The organism is Mycobacterium sp. IDUB_39, from assembly GCF_055419205.1.
On record NZ_JBVAXF010000005.1, the window covers coordinates 434,004 to 453,081 of the forward strand.

Annotated in this window: 16 protein-coding genes; 5 read left to right on the forward strand and 11 right to left on the reverse strand. The window is 66.3% G+C overall.

What is annotated here, in order from left to right; genetic code table 11:
• Positions 1-8 precede the first annotated feature (8 nt).
• Positions 9-728 (reverse strand): TenA family transcriptional regulator, encoded by a 720-nt coding sequence (locus ACZY0X_RS20815; protein WP_463773061.1) that lies wholly within the window; start codon positions 726-728, stop codon positions 9-11.
• 171 nt (positions 729-899) lie between these two features.
• Complete coding sequence (locus ACZY0X_RS20820; RefSeq protein ID WP_463773063.1) at positions 900-1,349, reverse strand: GlcG/HbpS family heme-binding protein; 450 nt, start codon at positions 1,347-1,349, stop codon at positions 900-902.
• A gap of 200 nt (positions 1,350-1,549) precedes the next feature.
• Here ACZY0X_RS20820 and ACZY0X_RS20825 point away from each other — a divergent pair, with 200 nt between their 5' ends.
• Entirely contained in the window at positions 1,550-3,223 is a 1,674-nt protein-coding gene (locus tag ACZY0X_RS20825) for a PucR family transcriptional regulator (RefSeq protein WP_463773064.1), read from the forward strand.
• 2 nt (positions 3,224-3,225) lie between these two features.
• Here the strand turns inward: ACZY0X_RS20825 and ACZY0X_RS20830 are convergent, their stop codons facing one another.
• On the reverse strand, positions 3,226-4,602 hold the full coding sequence (locus ACZY0X_RS20830) for an MFS transporter (RefSeq protein WP_463773065.1): 1,377 nt from the start codon (positions 4,600-4,602) through the stop codon (positions 3,226-3,228).
• A 356-nt stretch (positions 4,603-4,958) separates the two neighbouring features.
• On the opposite strand from ACZY0X_RS20830, the gene ACZY0X_RS20835 reads away from it, so the two are divergent.
• Positions 4,959-6,563 carry a hypothetical protein gene (locus ACZY0X_RS20835; protein WP_463773067.1) on the forward strand — a complete coding sequence of 535 codons (1,605 nt, stop codon included), beginning with the start codon at positions 4,959-4,961 and terminating at the stop codon, positions 6,561-6,563.
• Between the two features lie 8 nt (positions 6,564-6,571).
• A complete protein-coding gene (locus ACZY0X_RS20840) occupies positions 6,572-7,294 on the forward strand; it encodes a YoaK family protein (RefSeq protein ID WP_463773068.1) in 723 nt (240 codons plus the stop codon).
• Here ACZY0X_RS20840 and ACZY0X_RS20845 read toward each other — a convergent pair.
• From ACZY0X_RS20845 to ACZY0X_RS20865, 5 genes are all read right to left on the reverse strand, one after another.
• A complete protein-coding gene (locus ACZY0X_RS20845) occupies positions 7,291-8,670 on the reverse strand; it encodes an amidase (protein ID WP_463773070.1) in 1,380 nt (459 codons plus the stop codon). The two genes, ACZY0X_RS20840 and ACZY0X_RS20845, sit on opposite strands and share 4 nt — an antisense overlap.
• Positions 8,671-8,720: 50 nt before the next feature.
• On the reverse strand, positions 8,721-10,295 hold the full coding sequence (locus ACZY0X_RS20850) for a permease (protein WP_463773072.1): 1,575 nt from the start codon (positions 10,293-10,295) through the stop codon (positions 8,721-8,723).
• Positions 10,296-10,648: 353 nt separating this feature from the next.
• A complete protein-coding gene (locus tag ACZY0X_RS20855; protein ID WP_463773074.1) occupies positions 10,649-11,341 on the reverse strand; it encodes a class I SAM-dependent methyltransferase in 693 nt (230 codons plus the stop codon).
• Between the two features lie 9 nt (positions 11,342-11,350).
• On the reverse strand, positions 11,351-12,829 hold the full coding sequence (locus ACZY0X_RS20860) for a glutamate-cysteine ligase family protein (RefSeq protein ID WP_463773076.1): 1,479 nt from the start codon (positions 12,827-12,829) through the stop codon (positions 11,351-11,353).
• A 9-nt stretch (positions 12,830-12,838) separates the two neighbouring features.
• Positions 12,839-13,621: a class I SAM-dependent methyltransferase gene (locus tag ACZY0X_RS20865; protein ID WP_463773077.1), complete on the reverse strand. Its 783-nt coding sequence runs from the start codon at positions 13,619-13,621 to the stop codon at positions 12,839-12,841.
• A gap of 40 nt (positions 13,622-13,661) precedes the next feature.
• On the opposite strand from ACZY0X_RS20865, the gene glpK reads away from it, so the two are divergent.
• Positions 13,662-15,179, forward strand: coding sequence for a glycerol kinase GlpK (gene glpK, locus ACZY0X_RS20870; RefSeq protein WP_463773078.1), 1,518 nt, complete (start codon positions 13,662-13,664; stop codon positions 15,177-15,179).
• 53 nt (positions 15,180-15,232) lie between these two features.
• On the opposite strand, the gene ACZY0X_RS20875 is transcribed toward glpK, so the two are convergent.
• The 3 genes from ACZY0X_RS20875 to ACZY0X_RS20885 form a co-directional block, all read right to left on the reverse strand.
• The gene (locus tag ACZY0X_RS20875) at positions 15,233-16,087 is read right to left on the reverse strand and encodes an oxidoreductase (protein WP_463773079.1); all 855 of its coding nucleotides are present in this window, start codon (positions 16,085-16,087) and stop codon (positions 15,233-15,235) included.
• Between the two features lie 70 nt (positions 16,088-16,157).
• The gene (locus tag ACZY0X_RS20880; RefSeq protein ID WP_463773080.1) at positions 16,158-16,949 is read right to left on the reverse strand and encodes a PadR family transcriptional regulator; all 792 of its coding nucleotides are present in this window, start codon (positions 16,947-16,949) and stop codon (positions 16,158-16,160) included.
• Between the two features lie 94 nt (positions 16,950-17,043).
• The gene (locus ACZY0X_RS20885) at positions 17,044-17,571 is read right to left on the reverse strand and encodes a PadR family transcriptional regulator (protein ID WP_463773082.1); all 528 of its coding nucleotides are present in this window, start codon (positions 17,569-17,571) and stop codon (positions 17,044-17,046) included.
• Between the two features lie 153 nt (positions 17,572-17,724).
• Between ACZY0X_RS20885 and ACZY0X_RS20890 the strand changes: the two genes are divergently transcribed.
• The gene (locus ACZY0X_RS20890) at positions 17,725-19,062 is read left to right on the forward strand and encodes a carotenoid oxygenase family protein (RefSeq protein ID WP_463773083.1); all 1,338 of its coding nucleotides are present in this window, start codon (positions 17,725-17,727) and stop codon (positions 19,060-19,062) included.
• The last annotated feature ends 16 nt before the right edge of the window (positions 19,063-19,078 follow it).

A 19,078-nucleotide genomic window follows, 5' to 3' on the forward strand; every position in this document is an offset into this window, starting at 1 on the left:
TGAGTGGCTCAGACGGCCGCCGGCTCCAGATCCGGAGCGACGTAGTGGTCGTAGAGCCCCTTGGTGTAGGAGAAGCGCATCTCCGCGCCCCACCGAACCAGTTGCAGGCAGCGCTCCTGCAGCTGCGGGGTGTCGGCATGGTCGAGCACGATCTGATACCCACGCTCACCATGCACCACGTCGGAAGTGATGTGCAGGTCGAAGAACTCGATCTCGTCCTCGGTGAACTTGTATACCTCGCGAAGGGGGACGATCTGCTTGGTGTAGATGCTCGGCACCTGCGACTCCAGGCCCACCACCAGCGCTGCCGTCGCGACGACGAAGTGCTCACGTTGCGACACCGCGTAGCACCACGCCTGCAGGCCACGCGTGATCGGGTTCATGTTCGAGGGATCCTCGATGCGTTCCTTCGTGGTACCGCACGCCTCGCCGAACTTGATGAGGAGGTCGGTGTGCCGGATATCGGCGAGTTCCTCCTCGTACATGTTCTGCAGCGTGAAGTCCTTGGCTCCGGTGAACTCGTCGGGTGTGTTCGAGTAGATGTTGGCCAGGTAGTCGGCGAACGGTCCGACGTAGTGGAAGTGGTTCTCGGCCCACCGCGCGAAGTGCCGCTTCTGCAGCTTGCCTTCCGCCCATGCCTTGCTGAATGAGGCGTTCTTGGCCTCGCGTCCCTTGATGGCGTTCTCGAGTTCGGCGCGAAATTCCTCGCGCCCGAGGAGTGCGGTCATCGAAGTGTCCCTTCTGGCTGTTTCACGAAATCGATTGAGTTGTACTGTCTTCGGCGCCGATTTGGTGAATTCGGTGCTGCACCAAGGACATTAACCAAGCCCCTTGCGGTAAGCCATGGACAGAATCACCTGCGATTGCGCCCCTCGCTGGTCAAGATGCACAGGTGCGTGTCAACGCGCGACGGACGCGGTCAGCGACTCGAACTCCGCCAGGATCGCGGCGCCGACGGCCTTGTCCTGCGCGCCGTTGCCGCCGCTGATCCCCACGCCGCCAACGATCTGACCGTCGAAGACCAGCGGGAATCCGCCGACGAAGATGGCGAACTTCCCGGGCAGCATGTGGCTGATTCCGAACGCTTCGTTGCCCGGCAGCGCTGGCCCGTTGGGTGGCTCGTTGAACAGATGTGTGGCCCGCTCGTGTCCGGCAGCGGTGAAGGCCTTGGCGATGGCGATGTCCACACCGGTCAGCCGGGCACCCGGCAGTCGGTGCAGGGCGAGGACGTTGCCGCCGTCGTCGCAGATGCAGAGTGTCTGCTTCACGCCGAGTTCCTCGGCCTTTGCCCGGCCCGCCGTCAACAGCGGGAGTGCATCGTCCAGGGTGATCCGGTGTATTTGGTGCATGGTGGTCGGCTCTCGCTCTCTCGCAGGGGGACTCGCGATAGGTGATCGGCTGTCGCTGGCATGTCTACCAACGCGGGTCGACGAGCGGGATGGTCAATATGACCGGCAGATAGCCGGTTTGTGGGTCATACTGCACATGGCAGGGGTGCGTGAGATCCGGTATCGATGACGTACGAATCGAAAGAACGCAGGGTGTTCAGATGACGGCTTCACCGACCAACAGCGACCGCATGACGGTGCACGGGCTGCTCGACGAGGCCCTCATGTCGGGCGCTCGCGTGGTCGCCGGAGACGACCGGCTCGACGTGGAACTGAACTGGGTGCTGCCACTGAACGAGGTGCTGTCGCAGCCAGATCGGCTCGACGCGGTGGCGGTCTACACCCGGCCTGAGGCGTTGGCCGCCAACAGCGGTGCCATGTCCGCGCTGGTCGCCCGCGGTGCCGCGACCCTCCTGGTGGATGGTGTGTTGCCACTGAGCTTTTCCCGGTCGGTGCTGCCGTCTGCGCTCGTCGTCATCGAGATGGGCATTCCCGTCGGTTTCGCGGCGCTCAACCGCCTGCTCGCGGAGCGGGCACTCAACCAGGAAGTGCACGCGATGCGTTACTCAACGCAGGTGCACGACTTGCTCGCGGGGCTTTTCCATCGCGGTGCGGGACTGCGGATTCTGATCCAGGAGGTGTCCAACCTGGCGCACAACCCGGCGGTCGCGCTTGACTCGCGAGGCCACCTGGTGGCCCACCACGGCCTGGCCGCCGATGCCGTGACGCTGCTGGCGGAGTCGGTGTGCGAGATGCTCGCCGCCGACCTGCCTGCCGCGGCGCGACGCATCGACGGCCACGACACCCGGGTGCAGACCGTTTCTGGGCCGCACGACAGCGTCTGGACGTGCGTGGCCAGCGCGATCCGACTGGGCAAGTCGTTCGAGGGCTGGGTGGTGATCCTGGTACCCGACGCCCATCCGGGTAGCCACGATCTCGCGCGCCACGTCGTCCTCACCGAACAAGCCACCGCCATCGTTGGCTCGGAGATGCTGCGCCAACGCAGCGTGGATGAGGCCGAGGAACGCGCCCGTGGCGACTTCGTCCAGGCCCTCGTGCATGGGAGCTTCTCAAGCGAACATGACATGCGCGCGCGGGCCGAGCACCACGACATCGACCTCGACTCCCGGTTCGGTGTGTTCGTCGCCCCTGGCGTCTTGCCGCACGGTTCGGACAGCCCGACCGCGAGCATGGTGCGCCTTGCCCGGTACGCGGCCGGCGTCGCACCGCATCGCTCGGTACACGCCTACGTGACGGTGATCGGCGACGTTCTCATTGTCGTGCGGACGCTACGCAGCGAACAAGACGATGAGATGCGCGAGGAGATGGACGAGTACGCGCGCGCCATGTCATGCGAACTCGAGCGGCGCCGCGGGATGCCGGCACCGGTTTCCTACGGTCGACCGGCGCGCGGCGCCGGAGAGGTCCGCGAGAGCTACCGGGAAGCGCGCGTCGCGCTCGGGATCGCGCGCCGCCTGCACAGCACCGGCGCAACGTCGTATCAAGAGCTGCGCAGCTTCACCGTTCTGGCTCAGATCGCCGACTCAGAGCACAGCCGCCAGCTGGTGAGAGAAGTGCTGGGGCCGCTGCGGTCCGGACCTGACCTGCTCGACACACTCATCGCCTACCTCGCCGAGGGCGGAAACGTGAATGCGACCGCTCGGGTGCTCAACGTGCACCGCAACACCATGTTGGCCAAACTGGACAGGATCTCGCGCGCCCTCGGGATGGACATTCGTGTCTCGGAGAACCAGTTCACGGCGTGGTTGGCGATCCGCCTCGGCCTACTCGACGAGGTGCAGTCAGCGGTCGACCGCGAGGCCAGCTTCCGCTGAACTCAGGTCGGTTGCGGGTCCGGTCCGATGAACGACGCGGCCAGGCCCAGGGCGACGATGACCGCCGATACGGCGAACACCGCCGGATATGTCGACACCTCGAGGGCCACTGCCACCCATGCCGCCCCCATCGCGGAACCGGTGAACCTGACCAGGTTGTACAGGCCGAGGCCGGTGCCGTCGGCCCCCGCCGGCGACCGGGTCGCACCGGTGGCCGCGGGCGTCTGCACCAGCGCGATGCCCATACCGGTCACGACGAGCATGGTGATCAGAACGGCCGGCACCAGGCGCTCCTGGGCCACGCCGACCGTGAGCGCGATCTGCGCGAGCAGCAGGACCACAAGACCGGTCCGCAGGACCCGTCTCGGACGCAGCCGGTCGAGCCAACGTCCCACCAGGGGGCCGAGCAGCACCATCGTGGCCGGCACCGCGAACAGCACCACACCCGCCATCGAGGCCGACGATCCCCTGCCGACCAGGTAGAGCGGGATCGCCAGCAGGGTCGCGCCGAGGCAGAACATCTGGGCGAAAGCGGCCAGGGTGCTGCGCGCGAACCGTGACTCGACGACGAGGCGGATCCGGACGAAGGGATGGTCGACTCGTGCGCAATGCCAGGCAAACCAGGCCAGCGCGGCGACCGCGGCCGACAACATCCCGGCGACGGCCCAGACTGCGATATCAGGTCGCGGGATCAGAGCGAGCCCCAGCACCAGCAGCGCCGTGCCCCCTGTCAGCGCGGCCGCACCGGCGACGTCAAGCGGCATCCGGGCGCCGGGATAGGGCGGGATGTAGCGCAGCGCGCCGATGAATCCAGCCAGCGCCACAGGAACCAGCGGCACGAAGACCCACCGCCATCCCCAGGTGTCGGCGACGAGCCCACCCATAGTCGGGCCGATCGCCTGGCCGAAACCGTTCACCGACGCCCACGCACCCATCGCACGGCCGCGACCCTCGGTCGAGAACATCCAACTGATGAGGCCCATCACTGCCGGTCCGAACGCGGCCGCGGCGACGCCCCCCAACGTGCGCCACCCGATCAGCAGCGGCAGCGACGGTGCGGTTGCCGCACCGATCGCACACACTGCGGTGCCGAGCAACGCCGCACAGTAGGTGCGCCGTCTGCCGAATCTGTCGCCGACCCAGCCGGCCAGCGGCATCGTCGCCGCCATCGCCAGCAGAAAGCCGACCACCACGAACACACCGCTGCCCAGCGGGGCATCGAACTCGTCGAGTATCGCGCCGAGCGGGACGTTGACGACATTGTTGCTCACCGTCCCGACCAGTGTCCCCGCCAGCAGTGCAGCAAGACCCAGCGGCGTGCCCGCGTCCCGATCCACTGCGGGTGGATTCGTCTCAGCTGAGGAACGTACCTCTGTCATCGTTGTGGGTATGCCGCCTGTTCACTTCGAAACACGTTGTGAGCCTGTGTATCACACATACTCTCGCACGCGGGAAGTCTCCATGGGTGTGAGATTGTGAGCGATGGTGCACACCGCGGAGGGCGCGAGTCGGGAAACATGCACAGTCGCCCCGAATCGTCGCGCTGCGCTTGTCCGTGTCGCGATGGTCGTGACATCGCCGAAACGCCACGACACACCACCGACAAGATCAGAGCTTATGCACAGAGGGAAGCCGTCGGGGCTGTGCACTCTTGTCGTTGACCAGGACCGTCACCACGCCGACGATTCCAGCATCAAACTGCACAGCCCCCAGCAGTTAACGAAGGGTCCCCTCAATGGACACGCATATCACCGTCGCGCACTGGATCTATCTGGCCGGCATCGTCGTCATCCTCATCACGATGGCGGTGCGGAAGAACATCGTCGTGCCCGCAGTCACCGGGACGTTGCTGACCGCATGGGCGTTCTCCGGCAGCATCGTCACGGGCCTGTCGTCGATCTTCAACGCCAGCCTGGTCGCGGCGAAAGAACTGTTCAACATCTTCCTGATCATCGCGTTGGTGACCGCGATGCTCGGCGCGCTGCGACAGATGGGCGCAGACAAGCTCATGGTCACGCCGTTTCGTCGCGTGATGCGCAGCGGCACCAGCAGTTTCGTCGTGCTCGCGATCGTCACGTACGTGATCTCGTTGTTCTTCTGGCCGACGCCGGCCGTGCCACTGGTGGGCGCCGTGCTCATTCCGGTCGCCATCCGGGCCGGCCTGTCGCCCCTGTCCGTCGGCATGGTGATCGCCATCGCCGGGCAGGGTATGGCCCTTTCGGCGGACTACATCATCAAGGTCGCTCCCGGTATCTCCGCCAAGGCCGCGGGCGTCGACCCGGACGCAGTCGCTGACAAAGCGCTGGTCCTCTCGCTCATCGTGGGGGTGACAGCGCTGATCATCACCTTCGTGATGCAGCGCCGGACCTGGCGCACGCCGTCGCCGGACCTGCTCGTCGCCTGGGAGAACGAGGCCGACCGCCTGGGGATCGAGCCGACCCGGCACGCGGATGGAGATCAGGGCGCCGGCGGGCCGGCGGATGGAGATCAGGGCGCCGGCGGGCCGGCGGATGGCCGCACCCCCCGGATCCCCACTCCGATCGCCGATGACTCGACGGCAATGGAACCCGCCACCCGCACAGCGACGGCGGTACTGACCGCTCCGGATGTGGATCAAGGTGTGCCGCCAAAGACGTTGCCTTCTAAACTCTTTGCAGTGCTGGTGCCGCTGGTCTACCTCGGCTTCATCGTCTACTTGCTGCTCGGCAAGTTCACGACAGTCGTCCCACCGCTCAAGGGCGGCGACGCCGCAGCGATCGTCGGGGGCCTAGCCGCCATCATCCTGTTCGCCGCGTCCGCCACCAACGACAAGCGCAATTTCCTGGAGACCTCCTCTCGGCACGTAGTCGACGGTCTGGTGTTCGCGTTTAAGGCGATGGGTATCGTGCTGCCGATCGCGGGATTCTTCTTCATCGGAAACGGTGACTTCTCCGGTGCGATTCTCGGTATGCCACCAGGTGTTCAGGGTCCAGCCATCCTTTTCGACCTCATCAATGCCGCGCAGTCACACCTGTCCCCGAACCCGTTCGTCACCTCCTTCGGCATCCTGCTCATCGGCCTCATCGCCGGCCTCGAGGGGTCGGGTTTCAGTGGCCTGCCACTGACGGGTTCGCTCGCCGGAGCACTCGGCCCGGCCGTGAACATGGACCCGAGCACGCTGGCGGCGATCGGGCAGATGGGCAATATCTGGGCCGGCGGTGGCACCCTCGTCGCGTGGTCCTCGTTGATCGCAGTGGCCGGTTTCGCCAGGGTCCCGGTGCTGACCCTCGCGCGGAAGTGCTTCCTGCCCGTTATGGCCGGACTGGTGCTGTGCACCCTGTTCGCCATCCTGGTGTACTGATTCCGCTTATGCCACAACCTGATCGACCGCAGCTGGCCCTGGCGACCATGATGGCGCTGACGTTTGTGACGGGCGTCGTCGACGCCGTGGGGTTTCTCGGCCTCGACCGCGTGTTCACGGGGAACATGACGGGCAACATCGTCATCCTCGGCGTGGGCGTCGCGGGCGCTGACGATCTGCCTGTACTGGGCCCGGCGGTGGCGCTGGCCGGATTCACCGTCGGCGCCTTCGCCGCGGGCTGGGTGCTGCGAGGTGGCCCCGCCGGATCGTCAATCTCGACCTGGGACCTGCGCGTCACCATCCTGCTGAGCGTGGGCGCGGCGGTTCTGCTCACGTTGACCGCCGTCGCCCTCGTGGTGGAGAACTTCGGTACACACATGCAGGTCGTCATCGCCACTGCCATCGCGGTGGTGATGGGTCAGCAGGCCATGGTCGCGCGCAAGCTGGCGGTGAAGGACATGACCACCGTCGTGGTGACCTCCACGCTGACGAGTTTGGCCGGGGAGACCTGGGTGCGTGGGAGGTCGGGCGCGATCGTCAACCGCCGGTTCAGCGCGATCGTCGTCATATTCCTCGGAGCGCTGGCTGGGGCGGCGTTGCTGCAGATCCACATGGCCATCCCGCTGGGCGTTGCCGCCGCGGGCACGGTGGTGGTCGTGATCACCGGGCACCTGGTGTTGCGTGAGAAGTGCAGCGGAAGACCGGATTTCGCTGAGGCAAGCAGCTCCTAGCGGACGACGTGAGGCGCAGGCTCCCGCAGGTGGTGTTCGGTCCGCGCCTGGTACGCGACGGCGAGACTGAGCACTGTCGGCACGTCTCCACCCACGATCTGCAGGCCTACGGGCAGCCCGTCGGTGGTCGTGCCGCACGGCACCGTGACGGCGGCCAGGCCGCACCAGCTGAACGGTCCGCACAGTCGCATCAGGGTGCCCACTATGGCGGCACGACCTTCGGTATCGGGTTGATGCACACAGTCCTCCACCAGAGGCGCGGCTATGGGAGTCGTTGGGAGGACAAGGACGTCGACGTCGGCCATGCCTGCGCGTAGGCGCCGTTCGAGGACCTCGAGTTCGCGGACAGCGCCCGCTCGCGCCTCCGGGGTGATGCGCTCGGCTTTCGCGAGATAGCTCGCAAGCTCCTCGCCGTATCGGTCGAGACGCTGCGGATACCATCCCGCGTTGCGGTGCACGTCGAGAAAGTCCGCCAACACGTAGACGGCGCGCGGGGCGCTCCACGCAGGAAATGGCGGCACATCGGCGGTCACGACGTCAGCTCCGGCGGCCGCCAGTACGCGCACGGCCTCGTCCACGGCGTCCCCGACCTCGTCGTCCAGCTCGCCGAGCGCCGCACGCGCGACAGTGCCGACGCGCATGCCCATGGCCGAGCCACGAATGGGACAACTTGTGCCGGATAGGATTTCGAACATCAGCGCGAGGTCCATGGCGTCTCTGGCGATCGGACCGCAGGTGTCGAGCCGTGGTGAGAAGGGGAGAATGCCGCCCACGGGTATGTCCCGAGGAAGCGAGCGCAGCCCCGAGACGCCGCACAGTGCGGCAGGTACGCGGACCGACCCCCCGGTATCGCTGCCCACCGCGGCGAGGCACTGCCCGGATGCAACCGCCACCGCTGATCCGCCGCTCGAACCCCCGGGGATCCGTCGCGGATCCCAGGGATTGCGGGTCGGGGGAGTTGTGACCCCGTGCGCGAACTCATGGGTGTTCACCTTGCCGACGATGAGGGCGCCGGCCGCCCGGAGCCGCTCGACGGCTGGCGCGTCGGCGCTCGCAGGACTGGAATCGGTTGCGGCAGAGCCACCGCGGGTCGGTAGACCGCGCACGTCGATGACATCCTTGACCGCGATCGGAATCCCATGCAACGGACCGCGGACTCGGCAGGCATCGGCCTCCCTGGTCAGCTCGATGGCGTCGGCGCGCACACTATCCTCGTCGATCGCGACGAAGGCCCGCAGCAGCGGATCGACCTCCTGTATGCGTTCCAGTGACCGCTCGAACAGCGTCAGGGGTGTCAGTGTCCCAGCGCGGACCTGTTGCGCCGCCACATGAACGGTCATCGGCTCGGAGCCGGGACCGGACGGATTCGAGGGCACGTTGGTTCCTTTCGCATGCGTTGTCATACCGTCACGTCCAACCGGTGGACTCACCAGATGAGCGCTGCCACGACGACACTCAGGATCAGCCCGGAGACGACGGGTACGAACAATCGGCGAGCAAGAGTCGTCACAGGTATACCGGTGAAGCCGGCGACGGCGACGAGCGAGGACCAGATGATGAGCGTTCCGCCACCGGTCCATCCGGCCGCGTTCTGCGCGATGGCCGCCAGGGTGGCGGCGTCCGCGCCGGACGAGTGAGCGAGTGCGTCGGCCAGCCCTCCGGTGAACGGCAGGCCGGCCCAGCCCGAGCCGTCCAGGCCGATGAGCATGCCGGCGATCAGCATGGCGAACATCACCAGTACCGGATTGTCGGGGATGAAACGCTCACCGCTGCCGATGATGTCGAAGAGGAACGCGGGTGGCTCGACGTCCTCGGGGAGCAGCATGATGCGGCCGGCGAAGTCGGATATACCGATGAGCACGAAGCCGGCGACCGGGATGACGACACCCATGGCGCGGAAGGCGACCACCAGTCCGTCGACGAAGTGCTGGCCGGTGCGGTCCAGGCGGTCGGTGCCTCCGGTGGTGAGGCTGACGATGAGCGTGAGGAGCAGAGCGAGCCCACCAACGAGGGCGGCGCCGCTACCGCTCTCCACGGGAGGTACCCAGTCGGTGAGCTTGCCGAGCAGTATGTACGCGACCAGCGCACCGAAGACAATGGGAACCAGAACGGCGAACAGCTTGGCCCGCATCCCGTCGGTGGGTACGGCACTGTCCGATCGGTCAATCGATTCGTCGGGCAGCGGGTCTACGCCGTCGGCCTGTCCGTTTGTGGACGGAGGCGGGGCGATGATCTGCTCTCTCTTGGTCAACAACGCCCGCCCGACGGCGGTGGACACCCGATCGCCCAGCGTGACTGTACCGCTGCCGACACTGGCTTCAGACTCCTGGCGGTTGGCCGCTCGCGCCTCAGTCAGTACCCGTTCCGTCGACCGAGTGCGGACGTGCAACACGTAGGTCATCGTGATGGCCACCGCGCCCACCACCCAGCTGAGGATCAGCGCGCGGTCGGCGATGAGGCCGGCCGCGACACCGGCTCCGCTGGCCGACAGACTTGGAGCCACGCCGATCACGTAGTCGGAGGCCAGTGCCATGCCCTGCCCGGCGATCGCCATCGCCATGGCGGCGGCCAGTGGCGAGAGACCCGTGCGGATGGCGGCAGGGAGCAGTATCGCGGCGATGAGACCAAGGGCTGGAGTCGGCCAGAAGACCATCGACAGCAGGTATGTGACGCCGAACAAGACGAAGTAGGACAGCGTGCCGTTCTTCATAAGTCGTGCAATGGGATTGATCATCCGCTGCTCTGCGCCGACCCTCTTCATCGCGCCGAGCATGGCCGTGACCGCGGTCAGAACCAGGAAGATGTTCAACAGTTCCGTCGTGGCGACCGCGGCTGCACTGAACACGCTGCCGACGCCCTTCAGGAGGTCGCCGGTGTACACCCACGTCGTCAGAAACGTCGCGACAATGGCGGGGACCACCACACTCTTTCGCGCGACCATGAAACCGATCAACGACAGGATTCCGACGATGTAGACGCCGTGAGCTGCAGTCAGGTGCATGTTGCCCTCCGAGTTGGTTTCGGCTCCGCCACATCAGTGGATGACTGGTCAGGGTTGGAACAGTCGATGACGTGCCCTGCGGGCTTCACGAGGGCACCGTGATCGAGATCACGGTGTAGACGTTAGGGGTCGCTGCGGGGCCAGACAAAGGTCACTTTGTCCAGCAGGGTGCAAACTGGCCGTGCACTCTGCACCTGGTGTTCACGCCTCGGTCAGGTATGACCGGCGTCGAAGTGTCGGCGAAATCGGACCTCTGGGGACCGCATTCGGCCACAAGGAAGGGCCGCAGGGCGTTTCGCCACTGCGGCCCGTTCGCCTGCGCAGACTCGGGCTGAGCCGGATTCAGTCCACCGCTAGCCCGGCTTGTGCGCGGTGAGCAGGAACGCGGGTAACTTCATGCGTCCCTTGTCATCCCGGTCGTGCTTCGGTAGCGGCAGGTCGACGCCGGGCGGTGCAGCCATGATGTTGGCGTGGATGAACGCGGGCCGGATGTCGGCCACCGCCCAGTACTTACCCACGGCGTCGCGCAACTCGGTCTCGTCGACCTCGTTGGGCTTGGCGTCCCATTCGTCGGGGAACGCGCCCTTGGCGAACACCAGGATGTAGTACACGGCACCCGGTGCTGCGGCCCGCAGCACCGACTGCTGGTAGCCGTCGCGGCCCTCGACGGGCAGCGAGTGAAACAGCGTCGAGTCGATGATCGTGTTGAACCGTCCGTCGAAACCGGTGAACGCGGTGATATCGCCCTGTACGAAGGTGGCGTTGGACAGGTTGCGATCCGCGGCGGCCTGCGTTGCGGCGGCTATCGCCGTCGGCGACAGATCGATGCCGACCACGGTGTAACCGTCAGCGGCCAACGCCAGCGCCAGTTCGGCGTGCCCGCAGCCCGCGTCCAGCACCTCACCGGTGACCTTGCCGTCCCGGATGAGTGCCGCCAGCTCGGGCTGTGGCTCGCCGATATTCCACGGTGGTGGTCCCTCGAAATCGCCCTCCCCGCGGTAGGCGCCGTCCCAATCCAGTACCTCAGGATTCATTGAGTCACTCATGATTCCAACCTACGCGGGGCCATCCCAGGTGTGCACGGGCTCGTTGCTGTGCATGCGCTGGCAGTAGAGGCGCAGCATCTCGGCCAGCGCCTGGGGCCTGGTCAGGCCCTGCTCCTGCAGCGCGTGCACCGTCTGCACCTGCCAGACGGCACCGTTGCGGCCCGTCTTCGCCCGCCCCTCGATGACGCCGAGGAATCGCTCACGCACCTCGGTGTCGACACCGCGTCGGCGGAGACCCTCGTGGGCCATCGGCAGCAGTTCGCGCAGGACGAGTTCGTCGGCCGCGACACGTCCCAGACCGGGCCAGTACAGCTGCGCATCCATACCGTGTCGCGCCGCGGAGCGGAAGTTCTGTTCGGCGGCAGCGAAACTCAGCTTTGTCCAGACGGGACGGTCGTCGTCGGCCATCGTCCGCAGTGCCCCGTAGTAGAAGGCGGCGTTCGCGATGGTGTCCACGACGGTGGGTCCGGCAGGCAGGACGCGGTTCTCCACCCGAAGGTGGGGCCGGCCGTCAACCACGTCATAGATGGGACGGTTCCACCGGTAGATGGTGCCGTTGTGCAGACGAAGCTCCGGCAGCGTCGGTGTCCGTCCCGCCGCGAGCTCGGCCACCGGGTCCTCGTCGGAGAGTTCGGGAAGCAGTGACGGGAAGTACCGCACGTTCTCCTCGAACAGGTCGAATATCGAGGTGATCCAGCGTTCGCCGAACCACACCCGCGGCCGCACGCCCTGCGTGCGCAGTTCGTCGGGACGCGTGTCGGTGGCCTGGGCGAACAACTCGATGCGGGTCTCCGCCCACAGTTCGTGGCCGAAGAAGTAGGGCGAGTTGGCGCCAAGGCACAGCTGCGGACCCGCCAGCACCTGAGCGGCGTTCCAGTTGTGGGCGAAGTCGGCGGGGGAGACCTGCTGGTGCAACTGCACGCTGGTGCACGCGGATTCGGGCGCGATGGACGCTGCCTGCACACTGAGCCGCTCGGGGCCGGAGATGTCGATGACCATGTCCTCGCCGCGCGCGGTGAAGATCGAGTCGTTGAGCGCCCGGTAGCGAGTCGACTCGCTCATCCAGTCGCCCGACAGGTGCTCGGGCATGAGGGTGGGCAGGATGCCGATCATCACGATGTGCGCGCCGTCGGTGTTGGCCCTCTCCTCGGCGGCGTTGAGGCTGGCTCGTATCTCGCGCTCGAGGCCGAGGGCGGCGTGGCCCGGCAGCGGCCGCGGTGGGACGTTGAATTCGATGTTGTAGGCGCCCAATTCGGTCTGGAACGCCGGATTGGCTATCGAGGCCAGCACCTCGGAGTTGCTCATCGCCGGCTGGTACTGGCCGTCGACCAGGTTGCACTCGATCTCCATACCGGTCAGCGGCCGTTCGAAGTCGAAGCTGGACTGGCGCAACATCGTCTCGAAGACGTCCAGGCTCAGGGCAACCTTGCGCCGGTACTGCTGCCGGTGCGCTCGACTGAACTTGGTCTGACTGACCTCATCGCCCACGGCACGAGCCTAGTGGCGGCTGGCCACTACCACCTGAGGACTCGTCAACCCGCCGCGCAGATCGACGTCGATGGCGGGGTCGGCATGTGCGGCGAGCGCCCGCAGCGCCGATGGGCTGTAGCAGCGCAGTGAGCTGATGACACCGTCGTGGACGAACGGCACGAACGGGGCGAACGGCAACATCACGGCGAGCTGCACCAGATGCAGCGGTGCCGGAAGCCGGGGCAGGTCGATGATCAGCAGCTTCTTCGCCGCGCGGGTGCCCTCGGCGAACACCCTGGCCGCGGCGGCAGGCGGCAGATGGTGGAACGACAGCGCGAACACCGCGAGATCGAAGTGGCCGTCGGGGGCGTCGATCGAGGTCGCGTCCATCGCTGCGACGGTGGCGCGCGGATGGTCCCCGAGTTCACCGGCGGCGATCGCGGCGACCGAGATCGGCTCGAGGTCCGTCACGGTCAGGCGCGCCGTCGGGTGCATCTCCAGCAGCTTGGCCGACAGGCCACCGTGGCCCGAGCCCAGTTCGAGGATTCGCGGATCAGGGACCTCGGCGACCTCCTCCAGCGCGATGGCGGCGAACCGCTCGTGGTTGCCGAACCACTCGCCGGTGCGTTCCAGCGCGCGCACCACACTGCGCTTGCGCGCCTCGTCGGCGGGATTTCCGTCGGAGTCGCGATCCAGGTACTCGTCACGGTCGGTCTGCAGCATGCGGTCCAGGCACGAGGCATCCGGCCCGCCGCGGGGCATGCGGGTTATGTCCTTGAAGTCGGATGGTGGCGAGGCCATGTAGACCATGATGGACGACTACACAGCCCCCAGCCACGAGGAGTGACCGTTGGCCGACTTCGTTGCCGCCATCGACCAGGGCACCACTAGCACCCGGTGCATGGTCTTCGATCACAACGGCGCCGAGGTGGGGCGTCATCAGCTCGAACACGAGCAGATCCTGCCGCGGGCGGGATGGGTCGAGCACAACCCGGTGGAGATCTGGGAACGCACCTCATCGGTGGTGATGTCCGCCCTCAACACCACCGGCCTGTCTGCCAGTGACCTCGCCGCGCTCGGCATCACCAATCAGCGGGAGACCGCACTGGTGTGGAACAAGCGGACCGGCAGGCCCTACTGCAACGCCATCGTCTGGCAGGACACCCGAACCGACCGCATCGCATCGGCACTGGACCGTGACGGCCGCGGTGACATCATCCGGCAGAAGGCCGGTCTGCCTCCCGCGACGTACTTCTCCGCCGGCAAGGTGCAGTGGATCCTCGAGAACGTCGACGGTGTGCGCGCCGACGCCGAGCGGGGTGACGCGCTCTTCGGCACGCCCGACACGTGGGTGCTGTGGAATCTGACGGGCGGCCCGCGCGGCGGCGTGCACGTCACCGATGTCACCAACGCCAGCCGGACGATGCTGATGAACCTCGAGACGCTGGACTGGGACGATGAGCTGTTGTCGTTCTTCGGTATTCCGCGCCAGATGCTGCCCGAGATCAAGCCGTCATCGCATCCCGAGTCCTACGGCACCACCCTGGCGCACGGTCCCGTCGGCGGCGAGGTGCCGCTGACCGGAATCCTCGGCGACCAGCAGGCCGCGATGGTGGGCCAGGTGTGCCTGAGTGCGGGGGAGGCCAAGAACACCTACGGCACCGGAAACTTCCTGCTGCTCAACACCGGCGAGAAGATCGTGCGGTCCTCCAATGGCCTGCTCACCACCGTGTGCTATCAGTTCGGGGACGCGAAACCCGTTTACGCACTTGAGGGTTCGATAGCCGTCACCGGGTCGGCCATACAGTGGCTGCGCGATCAGCTGGGCATCATCAGTGGTGCCGCGCAGAGCGAGTCACTGGCCCGCCAGGTCCCCGACAACGGTGGCGTCTACTTCGTGCCCGCGTTCTCTGGACTGTTCGCACCATACTGGCGCTCGGATGCCCGCGGCGCGATCGTCGGGTTGTCGCGGTTCAACACCAACGCGCACGTGGCGCGCGCGACATTGGAGGCGATCTGCTATCAGAGCCGCGACGTCGTCGATGCCATGGAGGCCGATTCCGGTGTGCACCTTGAGGTTTTGAAGGTCGACGGTGGCATCACCGCCAACCGTCTGTGCATGCAGATTCAGGCCGATGTGCTGGGTGTTGATGTGGTCAAACCCGTCGTCGCCGAGACCACCGCGCTGGGTGCGGCCTACGCCGCCGGATTGGCGGTCGGCTTCTGGGACGGCCCGGATGACCTGCGAGCCAACTGGCAGGAGGACCAACGCTGGACGTCGACGTGGAGCGACGATCAGCGTGCCACCGGTTACGCGGGCTGGCAGAAGGCGGTGCAGCGCACGCTGGACTGGGTCGACGTCCAGTGATTTCGGCGCGTTTTCGTTCGCTCAGCGACGGTTAGCGCGCCGAAATCGCGGCGTTAGGGGGTGAAGTCAGCGGGGAGTTCGATGTCTGCGACGGCCATGTTCTCCTCGAGGTGCGCCACCGATGACGTGCCGGGGATCAGCAGCACGTTGGGCGCCACCGACAGCGTCCACGCCAGCGCGATCTGGGCAGGCGTGCGACCCAGCTCGGCGGCGGCCTTCTGCACCGCGGAATTGCCCAGTACCGGATTCTCGGCGAAGAAGCCCGACCCGAGCGGGAAGAACGGCACGAACGCGATGCCGCGTTCGACGCAGAGGTCGAGTACCGGCTGTGAACTGCGATCGACCAGGTTGTACGCGTTCTGCACGGTGACGATCTCCGTGCGATCGAGCGCGATCTGAAGGTGCTCGACGGAGATGCTGCTCAGCCCTATGCCACCGATGAGGCCCGCGTCGCGTGCGGCGATCATGGCGGTCAGCTGGCGGTCGAACAGGTCGCGGTCGACCTCGGCGACGGCGCTGGGATCGCCTGAGTGAACGCGCAGGTTGACTGCGGCCAGCTGGTCCACGCCGAGTTCGCGGAGGTTCACCTCGATGTCGGCGCGCAGTTCGTCGGGTTGTTGCGCGGCGTTCCAGTTGCCGGCGTCGTCGCGGCGGGCCCCGACCTTGCTGACCAGGGCGAGATCGGCGGGATAAGGGTGCAGCGCCTCGCGAATGAGTTCGTTGGCCACGTCTGGGCCGTAGAACTGAGCGGTGTCGATGTGGTCGACACCGAGTTCAATGGCACGTCTCAGCACGGCAAGCGCCTGATCGCGGTCGCGTGGCGGCCCGAAGACTCCGGGGCCGGGCAGCTGCATGGCCCCGAAGCCGATGCGCTTGACGTTGAACGGGCCCAGCGGGAATGTCGTCATGAGTAATACCTACGCGAATTCGGCGCGGTTTCATCCGCTTGAGCGAACGAAACCGCGCCGAAATCACGAATCAGTCGGACTCGCCCAGGATCTGGTAGATCTCCCGGCGGGCGTTGTTGACGATGTCGAGGACCCGCTGCTGCTGGTCAGCGGATGCGGCGTGCGCTGACTGCGCGACGGCTCCCATCAGCTGTCCAATGGCGCCGTGCAGGTTGACCGCACCCGGGTCGGCGCTCTCGGTGATCGCGTCCCACGGGGCCGTCTCGATCTTCTCGGCGGCGGCCCGACCCTCCTCGGTCAGTTCGAAGAGCTTCTTGCTTCCGCCGGCCTCGGTGGCGACGAGCAGACCCTCGTCGACGAGCAGTTGCAGTGTCGGGTAGACCGAGCCGGGGCTTGGCTTCCACATCTGCTGACTGCGCTCGTTGATCTCCTGGATCATCTCGTAGCCGTGCATCGGCCGGTCGGTGAGCAGCTTGAGGATCGCGGCGCGGACGTCACCTCGCCGGCTGCGTCCACCGCCGCGCGGCCCGCCTCGCCTGCCGCCGCGACCGGGTCCGAAGCCGAACTCGAGGAAGGGACCGAGGCCGCCACCGGGGACGAAGGCCCCGAAGCCGGGTCCGAATCCGCTGTCGCCGCGGTGATCGCGGACGTGGTCACGGAAGTCCTGGCGCGCCTGCCTGCGGCTTTCGTGAAATGCGCGCCGGTCGTCGGGGCTGAACGCGCGCCCGAAGCCGAAGCCGGGACGTTGTCCTCCGAATGGGCCTCGTCTTTCAAACGGGCCCTGTCCTTCAAATGGACCCTGTCCTTCAAACGGGCCCCGTCCTTCAAACGGGTTCTCTGGGGGTGTGAATGGGTTGTTCATGTGTGTAGTTCTCCTTCGGCGGGAAACGCCGAATGCGCTTCCGATACGTTGACGATATATCGGAAACTATCGCGATGCAACGACGAATTTGGTTTTACTTCTTCGTTCGCTCGTCGATGCCCGCCACGACCCACCGCGCCCAGTCGGCCTCGAGCCGGGCTCGGCGCAGCCCGAACTCGAGCGCGGCACCGCCGTAGAAGTCCGCGTCGGTGTCGTCCCATTTGATCGAATCGCGCAGTTGTTCAAGGGCTTTGCGGTCAGCATCCGCGCGCTGGGCCACCGTGAGCAGGTACCCGCGGGCGTCGGCGGCCGGGATCTCGCTGAGCAGGAAGACGCGTAGCAGCGCGGCGCTTCGGACCGGCGGATCGTCCTGCGGTGAGGTGATCCAGCGGACCAGTTCGTCCCGGCCGGCGTCGGTGGCGCGGTACTCCTTGCGACCCCGTGGCCCTACGGCGGACACCTCGATCAGGCCGGCGTCGGCCAGCTTGTTGAGTTCGCCATAGAGCTGACTCTGGGTCGCGGGCCACACTTTCGCCATCGACTTCTCGAAGCGTTTGAGCAGGTCATACCCACTTCCTGGGGCTTGGACCAGCATGCCGAGTGCTGCGATGCGAAGGCTCACCTCCGAAGCGTACGACCCGACATTTCAGTTGTGACATGTCGACGCGGGACGACGTGCGTGGCGAAGGCATACGACCACATTTCACCCTTGACATGTCACAAGTGGAATGTCAGGATCGGCGTATCGTCCAAATCCAGCCCGAAGGAGTGCGATATGACCGACACGCATGACGTGGCACCCGCCGACAATCTGCCCGCGACCGGGAACTTCTTCCAGACCGGCAACTACGCGCCCGTCCCCGACGAACTCACCGAGTACTCGCTGCACGTCGACGGCGCCATCCCCGCCGATCTTGACGGTTGGTACCTGCGCAATGGACCCAATCCCCGTCAGGCGACCGCGCACTGGTTCACCGGTGACGGCATGATCCACGGCGTCAGGATCGAGGACGGCCAGGCCAAGTGGTACCGAAACCGGTGGGTGCGCACTGACAGCTTCATCAAGGACTTCCCGCTCTACAACGCCGACGGCACTCGCAATCTGCGCTCGGCCGTAGCCAACACCCATGTGGTGAACCACGCCGGAAAGACGCTGGCGTTGGTGGAGTCGTCGCTGCCCTATGAGATCACCAACGACCTGGAGACCGTCGGCGCGTACGACTTCGGCGGCAAGCTCGTCGACTCGATGACCGCACACCCGAAGATCTGCCCAACCACCGGTGAGATGCACTTCTTCGGCTACGGCAACATTTTCGCGCCGCACGTCACCTACCACCGCGCGGACGCCAACGGAGAACTGGTGATCAACCGGCCGCTGGAGGTGAAGGCGCTGACGATGATGCACGACTTCGCGATGACGGCGAAGCACGTGGTCTTCATGGACCTGCCGGTCGTGTTCAACATGGACGTCGCCATAAAGGGTGAGGGTGACATGCCGTACCGCTGGGACGACTCCTACGGCGCGCGCCTCGGCGTACTGAGCCGAGACGATCCGTTCGGCGAGGTCCGGTGGTTCGAGATCGATCCGTGCTACGTCTTCCACGTGGCGAACGCACACGACACCGCGGACGGAAACGGCATCGTCCTACAGGCGGTCCGCTACCCCGAGTTGTGGCGTGACAACGGCGGATTCGACACCGAGGCAGTGCTGTGGTCGTGGACCATCGACCTGGCGTCGGGCACCGTGACCGAGCGCCAGCTCGATGACCGCGCCGTGGAGTTCCCACGTATCGACGATCGCCTCGCCGGTCTGCCCGCGCGGTACTCGGTGTCGGTCGGCGCCAATGGCTGGGTGCGTCATGACCTGCAGACCGGGTCGGCGGTCGTGCACGACCTCGACGACGGGGGACCGGGGGAGGCGGTGTTCGTGCCGGCATCCGGAGCGCCCGACGAGGACAGCGGTTGGTACCTCGGATACGTTTACGACCCCGCGCGTGATGGCAGCGATCTGGTGATTCTGGACGCGTCCGATTTCGCGGGAGACCCCGTCGCGAGGATCAAGCTGCCGTCCCGCGTGCCCTACGGGTTTCATGGGAACTGGATCAGCGCCTAGCGCCTCGTTGGCTGTC

What these genes read in the sequence shown, in the direction of transcription:
- ACZY0X_RS20890 (WP_463773083.1), top strand. Translation starts at nt 17,725, where the DNA reads ATGACCGACACGCATGACGTGGCACCCGCCGACAATCTGCCCGCGACC.
- ACZY0X_RS20865 (WP_463773077.1), bottom strand. Translation starts at nt 13,621, where the DNA reads ATGGTCTACATGGCCTCGCCACCATCCGACTTCAAGGACATAACCCGC.
- ACZY0X_RS20835 (WP_463773067.1), top strand. Translation starts at nt 4,959, where the DNA reads ATGGACACGCATATCACCGTCGCGCACTGGATCTATCTGGCCGGCATC.
- ACZY0X_RS20830 (WP_463773065.1), bottom strand. Translation starts at nt 4,602, where the DNA reads ATGACAGAGGTACGTTCCTCAGCTGAGACGAATCCACCCGCAGTGGAT.
- ACZY0X_RS20850 (WP_463773072.1), bottom strand. Translation starts at nt 10,295, where the DNA reads ATGCACCTGACTGCAGCTCACGGCGTCTACATCGTCGGAATCCTGTCG.
- ACZY0X_RS20840 (WP_463773068.1), top strand. Translation starts at nt 6,572, where the DNA reads ATGCCACAACCTGATCGACCGCAGCTGGCCCTGGCGACCATGATGGCG.
- ACZY0X_RS20825 (WP_463773064.1), top strand. Translation starts at nt 1,550, where the DNA reads ATGACGGCTTCACCGACCAACAGCGACCGCATGACGGTGCACGGGCTG.
- ACZY0X_RS20855 (WP_463773074.1), bottom strand. Translation starts at nt 11,341, where the DNA reads ATGAGTGACTCAATGAATCCTGAGGTACTGGATTGGGACGGCGCCTAC.
- ACZY0X_RS20875 (WP_463773079.1), bottom strand. Translation starts at nt 16,087, where the DNA reads ATGACGACATTCCCGCTGGGCCCGTTCAACGTCAAGCGCATCGGCTTC.
- ACZY0X_RS20820 (WP_463773063.1), bottom strand. Translation starts at nt 1,349, where the DNA reads ATGCACCAAATACACCGGATCACCCTGGACGATGCACTCCCGCTGTTG.
- ACZY0X_RS20880 (WP_463773080.1), bottom strand. Translation starts at nt 16,949, where the DNA reads ATGAACAACCCATTCACACCCCCAGAGAACCCGTTTGAAGGACGGGGC.
- ACZY0X_RS20815 (WP_463773061.1), bottom strand. Translation starts at nt 728, where the DNA reads ATGACCGCACTCCTCGGGCGCGAGGAATTTCGCGCCGAACTCGAGAAC.